General features: G+C 63.0%; 18 protein-coding genes and 1 tRNA gene. 4 read left to right on the top strand and 15 right to left on the bottom strand.

From position 1 onward, the window contains the following. Positions 1–57: 57 nt before the first annotated feature. Positions 58–279: a DUF7535 family protein gene (locus C453_RS04405; protein WP_008322968.1), complete on the top strand. Its 222-nt coding sequence runs from the start codon at positions 58–60 to the stop codon at positions 277–279. 41 nt (positions 280–320) lie between these two features. Here the strand turns inward: C453_RS04405 and C453_RS04410 are convergent, their stop codons facing one another. The 12 genes from C453_RS04410 to citZ form a co-directional block, all read right to left on the bottom strand. Continuing rightward, positions 321–1,319: an alanine dehydrogenase gene (locus tag C453_RS04410; protein ID WP_008322969.1), complete on the bottom strand. Its 999-nt coding sequence runs from the start codon at positions 1,317–1,319 to the stop codon at positions 321–323. A gap of 247 nt (positions 1,320–1,566) precedes the next feature. Then, positions 1,567–3,210: a thermosome subunit beta gene (gene thsB / locus C453_RS04415; protein ID WP_008322970.1), complete on the bottom strand. Its 1,644-nt coding sequence runs from the start codon at positions 3,208–3,210 to the stop codon at positions 1,567–1,569. A gap of 216 nt (positions 3,211–3,426) precedes the next feature. Beyond that, the gene (locus C453_RS04420; RefSeq protein ID WP_008322971.1) at positions 3,427–3,819 is read right to left on the bottom strand and encodes a DUF7383 domain-containing protein; all 393 of its coding nucleotides are present in this window, start codon (positions 3,817–3,819) and stop codon (positions 3,427–3,429) included. A 53-nt stretch (positions 3,820–3,872) separates the two neighbouring features. Further along, entirely contained in the window at positions 3,873–4,049 is a 177-nt protein-coding gene (locus tag C453_RS20345; RefSeq protein ID WP_008322972.1) for a hypothetical protein, read from the bottom strand. A gap of 379 nt (positions 4,050–4,428) precedes the next feature. Continuing rightward, positions 4,429–4,509 (bottom strand) — tRNA-Ser (locus C453_RS04425). A 29-nt stretch (positions 4,510–4,538) separates the two neighbouring features. Beyond that, positions 4,539–4,745 carry a hypothetical protein gene (locus C453_RS04430; RefSeq protein WP_008322973.1) on the bottom strand — a complete coding sequence of 69 codons (207 nt, stop codon included), beginning with the start codon at positions 4,743–4,745 and terminating at the stop codon, positions 4,539–4,541. Then, positions 4,742–5,128 (bottom strand): Rid family detoxifying hydrolase, encoded by a 387-nt coding sequence (locus C453_RS04435; protein WP_007544688.1) that lies wholly within the window; start codon positions 5,126–5,128, stop codon positions 4,742–4,744. The genes C453_RS04430 and C453_RS04435 overlap by 4 nt, the downstream gene beginning before the upstream one ends. A 101-nt stretch (positions 5,129–5,229) precedes the next feature. Then, positions 5,230–5,436 (bottom strand): hypothetical protein, encoded by a 207-nt coding sequence (locus C453_RS04440; RefSeq protein ID WP_008322974.1) that lies wholly within the window; start codon positions 5,434–5,436, stop codon positions 5,230–5,232. A gap of 87 nt (positions 5,437–5,523) precedes the next feature. Then, complete coding sequence (locus C453_RS04445) at positions 5,524–6,522, bottom strand: cytochrome d ubiquinol oxidase subunit II (protein ID WP_008322975.1); 999 nt, start codon at positions 6,520–6,522, stop codon at positions 5,524–5,526. Then, positions 6,515–7,936, bottom strand: a complete 1,422-nt coding sequence (locus C453_RS04450; protein WP_008322976.1) for a cytochrome ubiquinol oxidase subunit I — start codon at positions 7,934–7,936, stop codon at positions 6,515–6,517. Before C453_RS04450 ends, C453_RS04445 begins: the two co-directional genes overlap by 8 nt. Before the next feature lie 186 nt (positions 7,937–8,122). Continuing rightward, positions 8,123–9,334 carry a threonine ammonia-lyase gene (gene ilvA, locus C453_RS04455; RefSeq protein WP_008322977.1) on the bottom strand — a complete coding sequence of 404 codons (1,212 nt, stop codon included), beginning with the start codon at positions 9,332–9,334 and terminating at the stop codon, positions 8,123–8,125. Positions 9,335–9,728: 394 nt separating this feature from the next. Then, complete coding sequence (gene citZ / locus C453_RS04460; protein ID WP_008322978.1) at positions 9,729–10,868, bottom strand: citrate synthase; 1,140 nt, start codon at positions 10,866–10,868, stop codon at positions 9,729–9,731. A gap of 349 nt (positions 10,869–11,217) precedes the next feature. Here citZ and C453_RS04465 point away from each other — a divergent pair, with 349 nt between their 5' ends. Beyond that, positions 11,218–12,426 (top strand): potassium channel family protein, encoded by a 1,209-nt coding sequence (locus C453_RS04465; RefSeq protein WP_008322979.1) that lies wholly within the window; start codon positions 11,218–11,220, stop codon positions 12,424–12,426. Positions 12,427–12,447: 21 nt separating this feature from the next. Here C453_RS04465 and C453_RS04470 read toward each other — a convergent pair whose 3' ends face one another. Then, complete coding sequence (locus tag C453_RS04470) at positions 12,448–12,738, bottom strand: DUF7536 family protein (protein ID WP_008322980.1); 291 nt, start codon at positions 12,736–12,738, stop codon at positions 12,448–12,450. Between the two features lie 97 nt (positions 12,739–12,835). Here C453_RS04470 and C453_RS04475 point away from each other — a divergent pair, with 97 nt between their 5' ends. After that, on the top strand, positions 12,836–13,792 hold the full coding sequence (locus C453_RS04475; RefSeq protein WP_008322981.1) for a succinylglutamate desuccinylase/aspartoacylase family protein: 957 nt from the start codon (positions 12,836–12,838) through the stop codon (positions 13,790–13,792). 3 nt (positions 13,793–13,795) lie between these two features. Next, complete coding sequence (locus C453_RS04480; protein ID WP_008322982.1) at positions 13,796–14,896, top strand: threonine synthase; 1,101 nt, start codon at positions 13,796–13,798, stop codon at positions 14,894–14,896. 48 nt (positions 14,897–14,944) lie between these two features. Here C453_RS04480 and C453_RS04485 read toward each other — a convergent pair whose 3' ends face one another. Beyond that, the gene (locus C453_RS04485; RefSeq protein WP_008322983.1) at positions 14,945–15,220 is read right to left on the bottom strand and encodes a YgaP family membrane protein; all 276 of its coding nucleotides are present in this window, start codon (positions 15,218–15,220) and stop codon (positions 14,945–14,947) included. Positions 15,221–15,332: 112 nt separating this feature from the next. After that, on the bottom strand, positions 15,333–16,067 hold the full coding sequence (locus C453_RS04490; RefSeq protein WP_008322984.1) for a protein-L-isoaspartate O-methyltransferase family protein: 735 nt from the start codon (positions 16,065–16,067) through the stop codon (positions 15,333–15,335). Positions 16,068–16,083: the final 16 nt, after the last annotated feature.

Below are 16,083 nucleotides of genomic sequence, written 5' to 3' on the forward strand. Positions count from 1 at the left end.
TCCGATACTGCCGGAGGTAGCGTTCATCTTATCGGCTTTCCCTACCTATTTGGTAACATGAGTCAAGAGGAATCGCTGACCCTATCGGAGGAAGACGACTACCACACCGTCACGCCGCGCTTCGACAGCCGACCGGATGGCGAGATGGACTCAGTCGGGTGGCTGATGTTCGGTCTTCTTGCGGTCCTCATAATCCCGCTTCTGCCGTTCATCGCCATCGTGTACGTGCTATCGAAAGCCTTCGGCTATCTCGGTGCACAACGCGGCGCGGGAGAATAGCCAGACACTGAGCCCGGCCGCGATAGGGACTGGGGTCGCGTTTACTCCTCGGCCAGGCCGAGCAGGTCGAACGCGTAGCCGTTGTCGTTCTCGATAGCGTGTTCGTAGGCGACGTGAGCCGCAGCGACGTCCTGAATCGCGAGGCCCGTGGAGTCGAAGACGGTGATGCCGTCTTCCTCGGTGCGCGCGTCTTTGTTACCGGCGACGATTTCGCCGATAGCGCCGAAGATGTCGTCGTCGTCGAGGACGCCCTCGTGGTACGGGACGTTGATTTCGCCGGAGTGGGTCGTCTGGGCGTGGTCGTCGATGACGAGCTTGGCGTCGAGAAGAATCTCGTCGGCCAGTTCGTGCTTGCCCTCGGCGTCCGCACCCATCGCGTTGATGTGGGTGTCCTCGCCAACCGCGTCACGCGGGACGATGGGCGATTCGACGGGCGTCACGGTCGAGAGGACGTCGCACTGGGCGGCCTCTTCGATGGACCCCGCGCGGATGTCGAACTGGTCTTCGAAGGCGTCGATGAAGTCGGCGACGCGCTCTTCGTCGAGGTCGGAGACGACGACTTCCTCGATGTCGCGGACTTCGCTGATAGCGCGAAGCTGCGTGTACGACTGGACGCCAGCGCCGATGATACCCATCGAGGAGGCGTCTTCGACGGCGAGGTAGTCGGTGGCGACGGCCGCGGCCGCACCCGTGCGGAGCATCGTGAGTTCCGTCCCGTCCATGAGCGCGAGGGGGAACGCGTTCTCGGGGTCGGAGTAAATCATCGTGCCCATGACCGTCGGCAGGTCGAACTTGTCACCGTTGTCGGGGTGGACGTTGACCCACTTGATGCCTGCTGCGTCCCAGTCGCCTGCGTCGAGGTACGCTGGCATCGACCGGAAGTCGCCGTTGTACTGCGGCAGGTCGATGTAGGACTTCGGCGGCATCTGGGCATCTCCAGACTCGTAGGCACCGAAGGCGTCTTCGATAGCCGAGATGAGTTCCGGCATCTGGACGTTCTCGTGAACGTCGTCTTTGTTCAGTAGCAGCGTCTTGCGCATAGAGAAACGTTGCCGTACCTCCTACTTAGTTTGTTCTATTTCTGCATGGAAGTCCAAGGCTATTGGAAAAAGTGAGAGAATTATCCAACTTGTTTCCTGTGTGATTTGTTGCCACACAGTCTCGTACGAGAGAGTGCCGCCGCTGTCTGGTGATTAGACCTGCAAAAGAAAATCGGGTCGTCGCGCGGTACGGCGGTTGAGTTGGGGGAAGAGAGCGTGTGTCAGTGTGACGGGTGCGTGCCTACCTTCACATCGCACCGCCCATGCCGCCCATACCGCCCATGCCACCCATGCCGCCGGGTGCGCCGCCTTCGTCGTCGTCGTTGCCGCCGGTGGAGAGGTCACCAGCAGCGATGATGTCGTCAATCTTGAGGACGAGGTTCGCGGCTTCGGAGGCGGAGGCGATGGCCTGCTCCTTGGCGTGGGCCGTCTCGACGACGCCAGCTTCGAAGGCGTCTTCGACTTCGCCAGTGAAGACGTTCAGACCAGCGCGGACCTGACCGTCTTCGTGGGCCGCGCGGAGGTCGACGAGCGTGTCGATGGAGTCGAGACCGGCGTTCTCGGCGAGGACGCGCGGAACGAGTTCGAGCGCGTCGGCGAACGCCTCGACGGCGAGCTGCTCGCGACCGGAGACGGAGTCCGCGTAGTCACGGAGGCGCGAGGCGAGTTCGACTTCGATGGCACCGCCGCCAGCGAGGACGCGGCCATCGGTGACCGTCGCGGCGACGACGTCGAGGGCGTCCTGGACGCCGCGTTCGAGTTCGTCGACGACGTGGTCGGTCGAGCCACGCAGGAGGAGGGTGACACCGTGGACGTCATCGCCGACACCTTCGACGTAGAACAGCTCGTCGCCGTCGTCGCGGCGGACGGATGCCACACCGAGGTCGGCTTCGTCGACGGAGTCGAGGTCCGAGACGATAGCCGCACCGGTGATGTTCTTGAGGAACTTGATGTCGGACTTCTTCGTCCGGCGGACCGCGAGGATGCCCTCCTTCGCGAGGTAGTGCTGGGCGAGGTCGTCGATGCCCTTCTGGCAGAAGACGACGTCAGCACCGGAGTCGACGATTTGCTGGACCTTCTCCTTCAGCTGGGCCTCTTCCTGGTCGAGGAACTTCTGGAGCTGGTCGGGACTCTCGATGGAGACGTTCGTGTCGACGTCCGTCTCCTCGACTTCGACCGGCTCGTTGAGGAGCAGGACGTTGGCTTCCTCGAAGGAGACCGGCATGTCGTCGTGGACGGGGTCCTTGTCGATGACAGCGCCGGTGAGGAGTTCGGATTCGGACGCGGAGCGACCGGTCTGCGTCTCGATAGAGAGGTTCTCGAGGTCGGTGACGTAGGTACCATCGTCGGCTTCCACCGTGACCTGCTCGACGGCGCGGACGATGAGGTCCGCCAGAAGCTCCTTGTTGAGTTCGGAGCTCTTGCCCGTCATGGAGGTCTCGGCGACCTTCTTCAGGAGCTCTTGGTCGTCGGGTTCGACGTGCTCTGCGATGTCGTCGACTTCCTCGCGGGCCTTCTCGGCGGCGAGGTTGAACCCGCGGATGACGGCCGTCGGGTGGATGTCCTGTTCGAGGAGGTCCTCGGCGTTCTTCAGGAGTTCACCCGCGATGGCGACTGCCGTGGTCGTTCCGTCGCCGGCTTCGTCTTCCTGCGTCTCGGCGACTTCGACGATCATCTCGGCCGTCGGGTTGTCGATGTCCATCTCTTTGAGGATGGTGACACCGTCGTTGGTGATGGTGACATCGCCCATCGAATCGACGAGCATCTTGTCCATCCCCTTCGGTCCGAGTGTCGAGCGTACTGCCTCTGCGACCGCTCGTGCGGCGCGGATGTTGTACGCCTGCGCGTCGCGGTCCTTGACGCGCTGGGAGTCTTCACCGAGAATGATCATCGGCTGACCCTGTTGCATTCGCTGGCTCATAGTCATCGCCTGATTGTTTGTGATTCTATAAAAATCTGTCGCCGAGGACAGATACGAGGTGACAGCGCGTCACCGAGCAACTCACCACCTAATCGATAGACTGCGTTGGATTTTCAGGGGATATCCTCGCCCTTGGTATAAGTCACCATATCTCAATACTGGGCGGCTACGGCTGGTGTTTATATATTATTCGTCGACCGGCGCTTTCCAGTGGACGGTAATCGTTCCGATAGCGAAGGCGTCGTCGCTTGCCTCGTCGCGGACGAAGCGAATCGTGTTCGTTCCGCCGACGAGTTGCGCTCCGGTAATCGTGTCGACCCAGTACTGCCAGCCGTCGTTCGGCGGGATGTCGAACCCGGACAGTGCTTGGCCATTGATTTCTATCTCGTGGCCGTATTCGCCGACGTCGAACGCCTGAATCCCGATGTAGGGGTCTTGCGGGTCGTCGGTCGGCACGTCGAATTCGAATTCGTCCGTCGCGTCGCCGACGTCGGCAGCCCAATCGAGGTCGAGCGTTTCGTCTGGCGGGTGGAGATGCGACCTGACGAAGAGCGTCGCGTAGTTCGCGCGGTGTGGCACGCTCTCGGGTTACGCTGCCGTCGATAAAAAATCGCCTGTGTAGTTGCCGCGCGTCAGTCGTCTTCCGGAAGTTCGTCAGCAATGAATTCGCCGGAGGTGTCTTCGAGCGAGGGTTCGTCCTCCTCTTCGTCGCCGTCTAACACCGATAATTCTTGTTCGTACAGCCGTTCGGTGAGCTGGGACTGCTTGTTGAGACCCTTCTTCTCTCGGCCGCTTTTGGTGTCAGGCATTGTCAAACGTGGTATTGGTTCCCACAGGGATGAATGTTTTGCACGCTATGCTGATACAGAGTTGACACGGTCCGGAAGGTAACCTGGTCACACCGGACAGTGACATGGGAGTTTTGCCCACCTTGTCTTGCCGTCTCACGCCAATATACTTGCTGGCGATTCTGGTGTGTCGAGAATAGTCATGGGCACAGAATACGTTTGCAGGTGTCTCGGGGGCGTAGTTTACGGAGAAGCGCTAGGGGAGTGATTTGAACCGCGGTCGTTCTGCTCGCTGACGCTCGCGACACTCCCTGGTTCAAATCACTCTGGGACGCTTCACCGAACTCGGTGTCCGCAGCGCGACGAGACGCGCTGCTATGCGAGTTGAGTTCGGAAGAAGCGCCAGGAGAGGGATTTGAACCCCCGATCCCAAAGGGAACACGCTTTCCAGGCGTGCGCCTTACCGCTCGGCCATCCTGGCTGACAATGCAACGTTTCCGCCTGGATAATTTAAGCCCTTCCTTTCCGTTCGAGGCGAGGTTCGATGACGTATGTCATAGACGCGACGACGACACCGGAGACCAGTGCCACCGTCGCAACCGTCTCGAACGACAGGTCGAGGCCGAGTCCGAGGAGAATCGAGGTCTGCACGATGACGCCCACGAGGAGGACGCTCACGAGTCCCCAGACGATGGCGGAACGTCGGCGGCGACTCACTCCTCGTCGACGACGGCGATAGCCTCGATTTCGACGCCGACGCCCTTCGGGAGGTTTCCGGCTTGGACGGCCGAGCGGGCCGGCGGCTCGTCGTCGAAGTACGTCGCGTACGTCTCGTTCATCTCCGAGAAGTCGTCGATGTCGGCGAGGAAGACGGTCGTCTTCATGACGTCACTCGCGTCCGCGCCAGCCTCGTCGAGGATGGCCATCAGGTTGTCGAGCGACTGCTTCGTCTGGGTGGCGATGTCCTCGTCGTCGAGGAGTTCGCCCTCCGGCGTCATGGGAATCTGGCCCGCGGTGAAGAGGAGCGAACCGTTGGTCGTTGCCTGACTGTACGCACCGACTGCGGCCGGCGCTTCGTCTGTTTCGATGACGCGCTTCATATCCGGCAGAATTCGCCACGGCGTGATAAATTAGGTGGGAACGAGTGAGCCGCTGTCACTCGAATAAGTGAGAACGGCCACGACGTGGCCGAGCGGTCGCCTCAGACGGACTTCCCCGACAGACCGATGCCGGTGGCGAAGACGCCGGAAACGAGCAGGAGTCCCATCCCGAGCGCGGTGACGATGTCGCCGTCGCCGAGTGCGACGCCCGCGACCGAGAGACTCACTGCTATCAGGACGAGACCGAGGAGCGTGAGTGGTTTCGTGAGCGATTCGACGGTGGGCTGTGTGGGTGGGAGTGTAACCATGGGTTTGGTGTGTGGCTGGTGGGTGAGCTTTGGGTGTGGTTGAAATCCGGTCTGTGGGACAGTTGGAGTCCGAATTACTGGCGCTGCTTACGAGTACGATTCACCTGCTTCGACAGGGCCGCTGAACGACGAGTAGAGGATGCCGAAGTACGCGAAGACGAGCGGCAGCAACAACGCCGATGCGATGCTCATAATGTTCAGCGGGAGTATCGAGATAATCGCGTCCGAGACAGTCAGCCCTGCGGCGGGGTCGGCCATCGGGAACATGAGCACCGCGACGAGCGCGACGAACGCGAAGACGAGAACCGGAACTGTCGCGAACGCGAGCGTGAACCGACTCTCTCGAAGTGCGACGACGTAGCCTGCCGCCGCGACGAGTGAGAGGGCCACGAGCGCGAGCGGAATCGGTGCGAGCACGCCGAGGTCCGGGCGCATGACGACGAGGTAGCCGACTGTGACGACGACGAGCGCGAGGTAGGCCGCCAACGCCTTCGGACCGTAGCCGACGATGTCGTCGCGAAGTGCACCGCGAGTTTTCAACCCGAGGAATCCGACACCAGCGACGACCGTCAGCGCGACGACTGCGAGGCCGACGACGACACCCGGAAGCGACACGAGCGTCTCGACGCCGAGGAGCCAGTGTGCCGCGAACACGCCGAGCAAGAACGGCGTGGTCACGCTTCCGACGACGAACGACCGTCCCCACCACGTCTGCCACGCCTCGTCGTGGCGCTGTTCGTACATCTCCGGCGCGAGACCGCGGAGGATGAGCGCGCCGAGGATGGCGAACATCAGCAGGTAGTGGCGGCTAAAGAGGTTGGCGTAGACCGCGGGAAACGCGGCGAAGAGCGCACCGCCGAAGACGACGAGCCACACTTCGTTGCCGTCCCAGAACGGGCCGATAGCTGCGAGGAGCGTCTCGCGCTCCGCTTCGTCATCACGGGTCGCAAACAGCGCGCCGACGCCGAAGTCGAACCCGTCGAGGAACAGGAACATGGCGAGAATGAAAAACACCAGTCCGAACCACAGTTCCTGCAACGGCAGGCCGAAAATCGGGTCCGTCGCGAGGGTTCCGTAGTCAGTCATCTGCGGTCACCTCCGCCGGGGTTGGTGACTCGGTCGGACCGGTCCCGTCGATGTCTGGCGGCCCCTCGCGGATGATTCGCCTGACGATGTAGGCGTACAGCGTCAGCAACCCCGTGTAGACGACGCCGAATCCGACAAGCGTGATGGTGGCTTCGAGACCGGTCAGTCCCGGCGACACGCCGTCGCTGGTCTTCATGACGCCTTGAATCACCCACGGTTGGCGGCCGACTTCGGTGACAATCCAGCCGACTTCGACGGCGAAGATGCCGAGGAGCGACGACCCGACGAACGCCTTGTGAAGCAGGTCGTCGTCGTACAACTCGCCGGTCCACCAGCGGTACGCCGCCCAGAAGGCGAGGACGACGAACCAGAATCCGGCGGCGACCATGAGGCGGAACGACCAGAAGACGATAGCTACGGGTGGGGCCTCGGTCTCGAACTCGTTGAGGCCGGTGATTTCGGCCTGCGGGTCCCCACCGCTGGCTAACCACGACGCGCCGCCGGGGATACCGATGCCGAACAGTTCCTTGGCGCGTGGGTCCGTGATTTGACTCAGGTCAGTCGGGAGAGCGATGATGTACTCGGGGACATAGCTATCTGTCTCCCAGACGGCTTCCATCGCGGCGAACTTCTGGGGTTGCGTCTCGGCGACGTGGCGGCCGTAGGCGTCGCCGTGGACCACCTGAAACGGGGCGGTCACGAGGAGGACGACGAGCGCGATTTTGAGCGTCTTTCGCCAGAAGCGGGCGTCCTGTTCGTCAGAGTCGGCGTCGATACCGCGTCGCCAGACTACGTAGGACGCGACGCCCGCCATGAAGAGGGCGACAGAGAGGACGGCGGCGTTCTGCATGTGGACGAACATCCACGGGAAGCGGGGGTTGGCGTAGGCAGCAATCGGGTCGACGAGCGAGACGACGAGTTGGCCGCTCTCGCTCGCGAGTTCGTAGCCGCGGGGCGTCTGCATCCACGAGTTGGCGACGAGAATCCAGACGGCCGACAGCCACGTTCCGAGGCCGACAGCGACAGCGGAGACCATGTACAGGGCGTCGGAGACCTTCTCACGGCCGAAGACGAACACGCCGAGGAACGTCGCTTCCAGCATGAACGCCATCATCCCCTCGGTTGCGAGGGGGCCGCCGAACAACTCGCCAGCGGCGGTGGAGAACGCCGCGAAGTTGGTTCCGAACTCGAATTCGAGGACGATTCCGGTGACGGTTCCGACGACGAACGAGACGGCGAATATCTTCGTCCAGAACCGTCGTAACTGTTCGTACACTGGGTCGCCCGAGCGGATGTCCTTCCACGTGAAGTAGATGAGGAAGGGTGCGAGACCCATGCTCATCACGGGGAAGATGATGTGGACGATAGTCGTCAGCGCGAACTGGGCCCGGCTTGCGATGACTGGGTCGAGCATGGTTGCAGGGGGAAGGGAGGCGGCGCAGTCTGTGTGCAGACGAGAGAGCCTCGACACCCTTCAAAAAGCACCTTAGAATGACGGGAACGTGTATGTACTCGGCGGTTCCCGGAAACTGAAAACCATCCCAGAAGGTCTGTACGAACTGCGACTAACGTCGAAAATTGGTCCGCTGGAACGTCGCCGTCAGTCGAGCACTTCGACGTCGTAGCCCGCGTCTCGGAGGGATTCGAGCAGGGTATCGACGTGGTCCGGGCCGCGCATTTCGAGGTCGACTTCGACCTCGGTGGCGTTCATCGCAATCTTACGCGAGGTTCGGTCGTGCCGAATCGCGTAGATGTTCGCGCGTTCCTCGGCGACGATTTCGATGAGCTTTTCGAGCGACCCCGGTCGGTCTTTGAGTTCGGTTCGAATCTTCAGATAGCGACCTGTCTCGACGAGGCCGCGCATGACGACCGTCGTGAGCGTGTTCATGTCGATGTTGCCGCCACAGAGCGCGGGGACGACAACCTCGTCGGCGTCGTAGTCGAATTTCTCGAAGATGAGCGCCGCGAGCGCGACTGCGCCAGCCCCCTCGACCAGCGTCTTCGAGCGTTCGAGCAGGTACGTGAGCGCGACGGCAATCTCTTCGTCCGAGACGGTGACGACCTCGTCGACGCGCTCTTCGATGACCGGGAACGTCTGCTCGCCGACTCGACGGACCGCGATGCCATCGGCAATCGTGTCCACCTCGTCCAGTGCCTGAATCTCTCCTTTTTCCAGCGAAGTCGCGACACTCGATGCACGGTCGGCCTGGACGCCGATGACGCGCGCGTCGGGGTGCTTCGCTTTGATGGCTGTCGAGATACCGGAGATGAGTCCGCCCCCACCGATGGGGACGACGACGGTATCGAGTTCGGGACAGTCCTCGGCGATTTCGAGGCCGATGGTTCCCTGTCCGGCCATCACGTACTCGTCGTCGAACGCGTGGACGTAGGTCCGACCCTCTTCGGCCTCGATTTCGTGGGCGCGCTTCTGTGCGTCGTCGTAATCGCTGCCGTAGAGGACGACGTCGCCGCCGTAGCGCCGCGTCGCTTTCACCTTCGAGATGGGCGCGTGCTCCGGCATCACGATTTTCGAGTCCACGCCTGCACGCGAGGCCGCGAGAGCGACGCCCTGCGCGTGGTTGCCGGCGCTCGCGGTCACGACGCCCGCGGATTTTTCCTCCTCAGAGAGCGTCGTGATGCGGTTCATCGCGCCACGAATCTTGAACGACCCCGTCCGCTGGAAGTTCTCCAGCTTGAGGTGAACTTCTGCCCCGCTCATATCGGAGAACGTGTGAGAGTACTCCAGCGGTGTCCGGCGAGCAACTGATTCGACGCGCTCGCGGGCGTCTTCGATGTCTGAGAGAGAGAGCATGCTCACGACTCGCTGCCGTTAGTGTTTAATCGTTCGGGATACTCGCAGATTCGGTCTGTGGTGTCGAATCGCACGCACCGTCTGGCGACTGCTGCTGCTCTGGGGTGTAGTCCTAAGGGGGAAGGGGGGAACGCACGCGTGTGACGTGCAATTGCTGTTGCGAGGCCCGACCATATAAACGTCCCCCACCCGGAGCGAAAGTGAAATCGAAAGACGGCGGCGATGGTCGGATTTCCGTCAGACACACGGCATTCGCTCGTCATCTCAGTGATTCAGGGTCGACAGCGTCTCGCGTTCAGGTGTCGTCGCGAATCGATAGCGGCACCGCCACCGTCGTCCGAGTCACCACAGCGACAAAAGAAAACGAGTCCAGCCGTGTCGTGTTCGCCCTTCGTTATCGCTCGTCGATACCGGGGAACGTCAGGTCTTTGTCACCGGTGTAGCGAGCGCGCGGGCGGATGAGTCGGTTGTCCTCGTACTGTTCGAGGACGTGTGCAATCCAGCCACCGACGCGGGAGACGGCGAAGATGGGGGTGTAGAGGTCTATCGGGATGCCCATCTGGTAGTACGTCGAGGCGGAGTAGAAGTCCACGTTGGGCGCGAGGCCTTTCTCCTCGCCGATGTAGTCCTCGATTGCGACCGACATCTCGTACCACTTCATGTCGCCTGCGGCCTCACCGAGCGCCTCGGATTTCTCGCCGAGAATCTTCGCGCGGGGGTCCTTGACGTTGTAGACACGGTGGCCGAACCCGGCGACGCGCTCGCCGCGTTCGAGAGCGTCTTCGACCCACTCGACGGGGTCCATGTCGCTGTCGTCGATGTCCTTCAGCATCCGCATGACGTTCGCGTTCGCGCCCCCGTGGAGCGAGCCTGCGAGCGTCCCGACTGCGGAGGTGACCGCGCTGTACATATCCGAGAGGGTAGACGAGGTGACCATCGCGGAGAACGTCGAGGCGTTCAGACCGTGGTCCGCGTGCAGCACGAGGGCCATATCGAACGTCTCGGCGAGCACGTCGTTCGGCTCCTCGCCGTTGAGCATGTAGAGGAAGTTGGCCGCGTGGCTCAGGTCTTCCTTGGGTTCGACGTAGTCGTCGCCGCGGCGGAATCGCGCGTAGGCGGCGAGCACAGACGGCATCTTCGCCGTGATGCGCTTTGCCTTTTCGAGGTTGACCTCGCGGTCGGTCACGTCCTCGAAGTCGGCGTTTTCGTCGTACGCCGACATCGCCGACACGAGGGTTCGGACGGCCGCCATCGGCGACTCGTCCTGTGCTGCGAGTTCACGCGCAACGTCGAGAACACCGTCGTCGACAGAGCGATGCGCCGCAAGTTCCGAAGCGAAGTCGTCGAGTTCCTCACTATTCGGAAGATTCCCGTGCCAGAGGAGGTACAGGACCTCTTCGTAGCTCGCATCACGTGCGAGGTCCTCGATGGAGTACCCGCGGTAGATGAGTTGTCCCGCGTCGCCGTCGATGAAGCTGAGCTCAGATTCTGTGACCAGCACACCTTCCAGCCCCCGCTTCAGTTCACCTGACATACCCAGAACGTTGCCTACCATATCAAAAAAGCGTTATCGTTTCCACGGATTTGTTACCGACCACCAATTGGTGGCTCCCCCGACGCTGTCTGGCGATTTAGACGACTGTGCTGTCTATACTCACGTTCGACGTTCGTCGATAATTTTGGAGGGTTTATATGTCCTTAGAATGTGGTATCCATCATCATTCGTGAGGGTCGTTGACGGCGATAGTGACCGGTTCTCGGCGGAGCGGTTAGAGACACGACTCGCGGAGAGGTCATATTGGTGGCCCGCGTAGACTACACGAGAAACGGTGGCACCGATATTCCTGGCAAGTCTTTTCCCGTCACGTCGTGAAGGCGGGCGCATGAATCCGGAGGACGTCGAGTACGAACCCGTCAGCGTGAAAGCCGTGCTCGCGGAGATGAAGGACACGGCCGAGCTACTTATCGACCTCTCGTACTCGTCGGTCCTCCACGCGAACGACGAACTCGCAGCCGAGGTGTTGGACCTCGAAGAGCGGATGGACATCCTCCAACTGCAAGCGCGGATGAGCCTGATGATGGCTGCCAGAAGCCCCGAGGACGCCGAAGAACTCGCTCCGGTGCTCGGTGTCGTCGGCGCTGCGGAGAAGATTTCCGACGCCGCCGGCGACATCGCCAAGATCGTCATCGAAGACATCGGCCTCCCGGACGCCATCCGCGCGGCCCTCCCGGAAGCGGTCGAGACGACGATTCGCTGCAAACTCACCGCCGACTCCTCCTACGCCGACCAGACGCTCGGCGACATCAACATGGAGACCGAGACGGGCGTCCGCGTCGTCGCTATCCACCGCGCTGGCGAGTGGGTGACGAACCCCCACCACGAGACGGTCCTCCGGGCTGACGACGTGTTGCTTCTTCGCGGGCGCGACGACGGGCTTCGGACGGTCCACGAGGCGGCGACCGGACTCAGATACGACCCGCCGGAACTCGAAGAACCGGCCATCGGAGACCTCGAACGCGCCGTCGACTCCATCGTCCTGATGAAGGACATGAGCGAACTCGCCGTCGACCTCGCCTACGGGGCCGTGCTGTTCGACAGCGAGGGCGTCGCCGAAGAGGTCGAAGAACTGGAAGCCGAAGTGGACGCGCTCAAGTCCCGCTTCGAGGCGTGGACGCTTCGCGCCGCGAGTCGCGTCGATGACCCTGTCTCGCTTCGCGGCCTCGTCCAACTCGCCAGCGCGACGGAGATGATAAGCGACGCCGCCCTCGAAATCGCCGAAGGCGTCCTTCGCGGTATCGACGCACACCCCGTCGTCGCCGCGGCGGTCAAGGAGTCAGACGAGGTCATCATCCGCCTTCGCGTCGCGCCCGGAAGCCATCTCGCCGACGCGACGCTCGGCGATAGGCGCGTCAAGACTGAGACGGGGATGCGCGTCATCGCGGTCCGACGGGCGGGCGGCAAAGAGTGGGTCGTCTCACCGGGGCCGATGACGCGACTCCACGCTGGCGACCTCATTATTGCCAAAGGAACCCGTGCGGGGGCCGAGCGCCTCGGCGAACTGGTCGGCGACGAACGCGAGTTCGACGAGTAGCGAACGGGCAGGTACCGTACTTTAGAGCGTTTTACTCAGCCGATACGCGGACACGAGCGTGAGCACCGTCGCCACGAGCAGCGCCGTCGCCGACCCGAGGACGAACGCGAGGATGAGGAACCAACCTTCCGGCCCGAGAATCGGGTACTCGCGCGTCCCCGCGAACGGGCCGAACAACTCCAGCACGCGGAAGAGATAGGCTCCGACGGCGAGTGCGAGACCGACAGCGACGCCGATAGCGGCGTTTCGGGGGACGTCCAGCGCCTCGACGAGCGTGGCGGACGGTGGGCGTTCGGGAACGTCGTCTGTCACAACCGGTGGTTACGGCCCGGCGACCAAAGCGCCACCGCTTCGGTGCCGATTTCGCCGGACCGAACCCCTAAAGGGAAATGGGTCCGAGTTTCGCGGTATGATTACCTTGGGAACGGCGAGCGCGGCCCCCGGGGAGATTGACGTGGGCCGTCTCGAGGTGGGTGAATCGCGCGACGGCGCGACTGTCGGCCTGCCCGTCGCCGTCATCAACGGCGCGTCTCCCGGAAAGACGCTCTACATGCAGGCAGCCTCCGACGGCGACGAACTCAACGGGGTCGGCGTCATCCAGCGGGTCGTCCCGCAACTCGACCCGGCCGAACTCTCGGGGACGATTCTCGTCGTCGGCATCGTCAACTACCACGCGTTTCAGGTGGCACAACACCGGAACCCAATCGACGACACGAAGATGAACCGGGCGTATCCCGGCGACGAGCGCGGCACCTCCTCAGAGCGCATCGCCGCGGCGACGTTCGAGGCCGCCCAGCGCGCCGATCTCATCTTGGACCTCCATCAGGGGTCGACGAGTCGGATGATAAACGAGGTCCGGGTACGCTGTGGCCGTCACCACCGCATGCACGCCAAGTGCCTGCGACTCGCCAAGACGTTCGGCTGCGGCTACGTCCTCGACCAGAAAGGCCCCGACGGACAACTCGCCCGCGCCGGTCCCGACGCCGGAATCCCGACTATCGACCCCGAACTCGGCGGCTGTGTCGGCTGGGACGAAGAGAGCATCCAGAAGGGCGTCAGCGGCGTCTACAACGTCCTCCACGAGTACGGCTTCCTCGACGGCGACGTCGAACTCGAAGCCCAGACCCGCGCTCGTGGTTTCGACCAGTACGGGTCGCCCGCTGGCGGTGTCGTTCGGTTCAAACAGGAACTCGGAAACGAAGTCTCCGCTGGCGACGTTCTCTTCGAAGTGACAGACGTGTTCGGGCAACTCAAGGCCCGCGTCACGGCCGACCACGCTGGAATCTTCTGGCGCTCGCGCCGACTCCCGCAGGTCGCGACCGGCGAATACGTCTGTTCTGTGGGTATCAACACCGACACCTACTGACCAATGTCTGCACACTCACTCCCTGCTCACCTCCGTCTCGCGTGCCCCACCTGTGACTCGACGTACGACGAGTGGCGCTGGCGCTGCACCTGCGGTGCGCCGCTCGACTTCGCCACCACGCCGTCCCCGAACGCGGCGACTCCCGACGACGCCGACCTCGACTACCGAAACGGCCTCTGGGCGTTCGACGAGTTCCTCCCGACCGACCCACGCGCCAGCCTCGGCGAAGGGATGACACCGCTCGTCGATGCCCCGGAGTGGAACGCCTCGTTCAAACTCGAATACGTCTTCCCGACCGGGTCGTTCAAGGACCGCGGCGCGACGACGATGCTCTCGCTTGCGGCCGAACTGGGCATCGACCGCGTCGTCGAAGACTCCTCGGGGAACGCCGGGGCCGCCGTCGCGACCTTCGCCGCCCGCGCGGGCATCGAGGCGGAGATTTACGTCCCGGCGTCGGTCAAGCCCTCGAAACTCAAGGCTATCGAACGCGCCGGTGCGAAACCGATTCGCGTCGAAGGAACTCGACAGGACGTGACCGACGCCTGCGTCGAGGCGGTCGAAACCGGCGACGCGTGGTACGCGAGCCACGCGTGGAACCCGGCGTTCTTCGCAGGTACGGCCACCGTCGCCTACGAAATCGCTGCCCAGCGCGACTGGGACGTTCCCGACGCTATCGTCACCCCGCTCGGTCACGGCACGCTCTTCCTCGGCGCGTACCGCGGCTTCCGCGCACTCCGCGACGCCGGATGGATAGACCGCATTCCGAGACTGTACGGCGCACAGGCTGCCGGATACGCACCTATCGCCGATGCGCGACACCACACGCCGGACGAAACCAACGACGTGGCCGACGGCATCCAAATCGAGAACCCCGTTCGCGTGACGGAGATTCACGAGGCGCTCGACGAGACCGGCGGCGACGCGGTTGCGCTCTCGGCCGACGCGGTCGAAGACGAACTCGACAGACTCCACCGCCATGGGTTCTACACTGAACCGACCTGCGCCGTCGCGCCCGCGGCACTCCGCGAACTTCGGACGATGGGCGAAATCGACGCCGAAGACGACGTGGTCGTCCCACTGACGGGAAGCGGCCTCAAATCGTAGCGCGGACGCTCCCCAGAGTCACGGCCGGGTGTCGTTCCGAAGAAATAGTTACTGCATCCGGGGTTCGACCGGATTCTCGGCCTCCGTCTTCATCTCACCTTCGTAGGTGTTGAAGCCGAGCGCGTCGTTGAGCGGGCACTTCTGAGTGATTGCAGTCGTCGCCAGCACCGCACCGACGACGAGCGCCACGCCTGCGATGACGAGTCCGAGCGTCCCCGCAGCGATGGTCAGGAACCCCGCGAGCGCCGCGGCACCGACGATGATGAGCACCGGTCCGAGGATGGCGCGAGCAATTCTATCGTATCCACCGACGTTTTTCTCCATGGTTTGTCACCGTGTGAGAGTATGGGTTGCACGGCAATAGCGACCGACGAAGGTTCCCGGAAGTGGGGAATCGTGACTATCACTCGGCTGGATATGTCGTAGCAACAGCCGTTCAGTTGTGGCCGCCCCAGTCAATCCACTCTTGCTCCCAGCCGCTCCCGGCGTGCCAGCCGCGGCCCTCGTACTCAGGGTCTTCGCGTTTCGTCCGGTTTCGGACGACACCGCCTGTCTGCTCGCCATCGACGAGGAGTGGTTTGAACTGCAGTGGGCCGAACGTCTCGACGACTTCGCCACCTTCGATGGCGACGAGTGTCTGGTCGGTCGTGCCTTTCGGCATAACGAGTCGCCCGTCGGCCGCGAGTTGCGAGCGCAGTCGTCGCGGCGGTCGAACGGCCGAGGCTTCGACGAGAATCCGGTCGTAGGGGGCGTACTCCGGGAGGCCGTCGGCCCCGTCGCGGCAGTCGACGAGGACGGCATCGTAGCCCGCGTGCTGGAGATTCGTCCGCGCCTCGTAGACGAGCGAGCGGGTGATATCGACGGCGTGGACGTGCGCGTCGCCGACGATTTCCGCGAGAACGGCCGCGGTGTAGCCGACGCCCGCGCCGACCACGAGCACGTCGTCTTCGGGTTCGGCGGCGAGCGCGTTCAGGAGGCGTGCGACGGTGGTGGGTGCGAGAATCGTCGTGTTCGTCTTCCGGTGTGCCGTCGGCTTGTTTTGGTACGGCGAGTCGGTGACGAACTCGTGGCGCGGGACGTTTCGCATGGCGAGGTCCACGGCCTCGTCGAACTGGTCGAGCGAGTGCTCTAACCCGTCGACCATGTCCTCGCGCAGCACCGAGTGGTCCATACAAAGTCTCGGCGGT

The organism is Haloferax elongans ATCC BAA-1513 (assembly GCF_000336755.1).
In the GTDB taxonomy this organism is placed as follows: domain Archaea; phylum Halobacteriota; class Halobacteria; order Halobacteriales; family Haloferacaceae; genus Haloferax; species Haloferax elongans.

What these genes read in the sequence shown, in the direction of transcription:
- C453_RS04475 (WP_008322981.1), top strand. Translation starts at nt 12,836, where the DNA reads ATGATTACCTTGGGAACGGCGAGCGCGGCCCCCGGGGAGATTGACGTG.
- C453_RS04440 (WP_008322974.1), bottom strand. Translation starts at nt 5,436, where the DNA reads ATGGTTACACTCCCACCCACACAGCCCACCGTCGAATCGCTCACGAAA.
- C453_RS04465 (WP_008322979.1), top strand. Translation starts at nt 11,218, where the DNA reads ATGAATCCGGAGGACGTCGAGTACGAACCCGTCAGCGTGAAAGCCGTG.
- ilvA (WP_008322977.1), bottom strand. Translation starts at nt 9,334, where the DNA reads ATGCTCTCTCTCTCAGACATCGAAGACGCCCGCGAGCGCGTCGAATCA.
- C453_RS04490 (WP_008322984.1), bottom strand. Translation starts at nt 16,067, where the DNA reads ATGGACCACTCGGTGCTGCGCGAGGACATGGTCGACGGGTTAGAGCAC.
- citZ (WP_008322978.1), bottom strand. Translation starts at nt 10,868, where the DNA reads ATGTCAGGTGAACTGAAGCGGGGGCTGGAAGGTGTGCTGGTCACAGAA.
- C453_RS04410 (WP_008322969.1), bottom strand. Translation starts at nt 1,319, where the DNA reads ATGCGCAAGACGCTGCTACTGAACAAAGACGACGTTCACGAGAACGTC.
- C453_RS04480 (WP_008322982.1), top strand. Translation starts at nt 13,796, where the DNA reads ATGTCTGCACACTCACTCCCTGCTCACCTCCGTCTCGCGTGCCCCACC.
- C453_RS04450 (WP_008322976.1), bottom strand. Translation starts at nt 7,936, where the DNA reads ATGCTCGACCCAGTCATCGCAAGCCGGGCCCAGTTCGCGCTGACGACT.
- C453_RS04435 (WP_007544688.1), bottom strand. Translation starts at nt 5,128, where the DNA reads ATGAAGCGCGTCATCGAAACAGACGAAGCGCCGGCCGCAGTCGGTGCG.
- C453_RS04485 (WP_008322983.1), bottom strand. Translation starts at nt 15,220, where the DNA reads ATGGAGAAAAACGTCGGTGGATACGATAGAATTGCTCGCGCCATCCTC.
- C453_RS04445 (WP_008322975.1), bottom strand. Translation starts at nt 6,522, where the DNA reads ATGACTGACTACGGAACCCTCGCGACGGACCCGATTTTCGGCCTGCCG.
- thsB (WP_008322970.1), bottom strand. Translation starts at nt 3,210, where the DNA reads ATGATCATTCTCGGTGAAGACTCCCAGCGCGTCAAGGACCGCGACGCG.
- C453_RS04405 (WP_008322968.1), top strand. Translation starts at nt 58, where the DNA reads ATGAGTCAAGAGGAATCGCTGACCCTATCGGAGGAAGACGACTACCAC.
- C453_RS20345 (WP_008322972.1), bottom strand. Translation starts at nt 4,049, where the DNA reads ATGCCTGACACCAAAAGCGGCCGAGAGAAGAAGGGTCTCAACAAGCAG.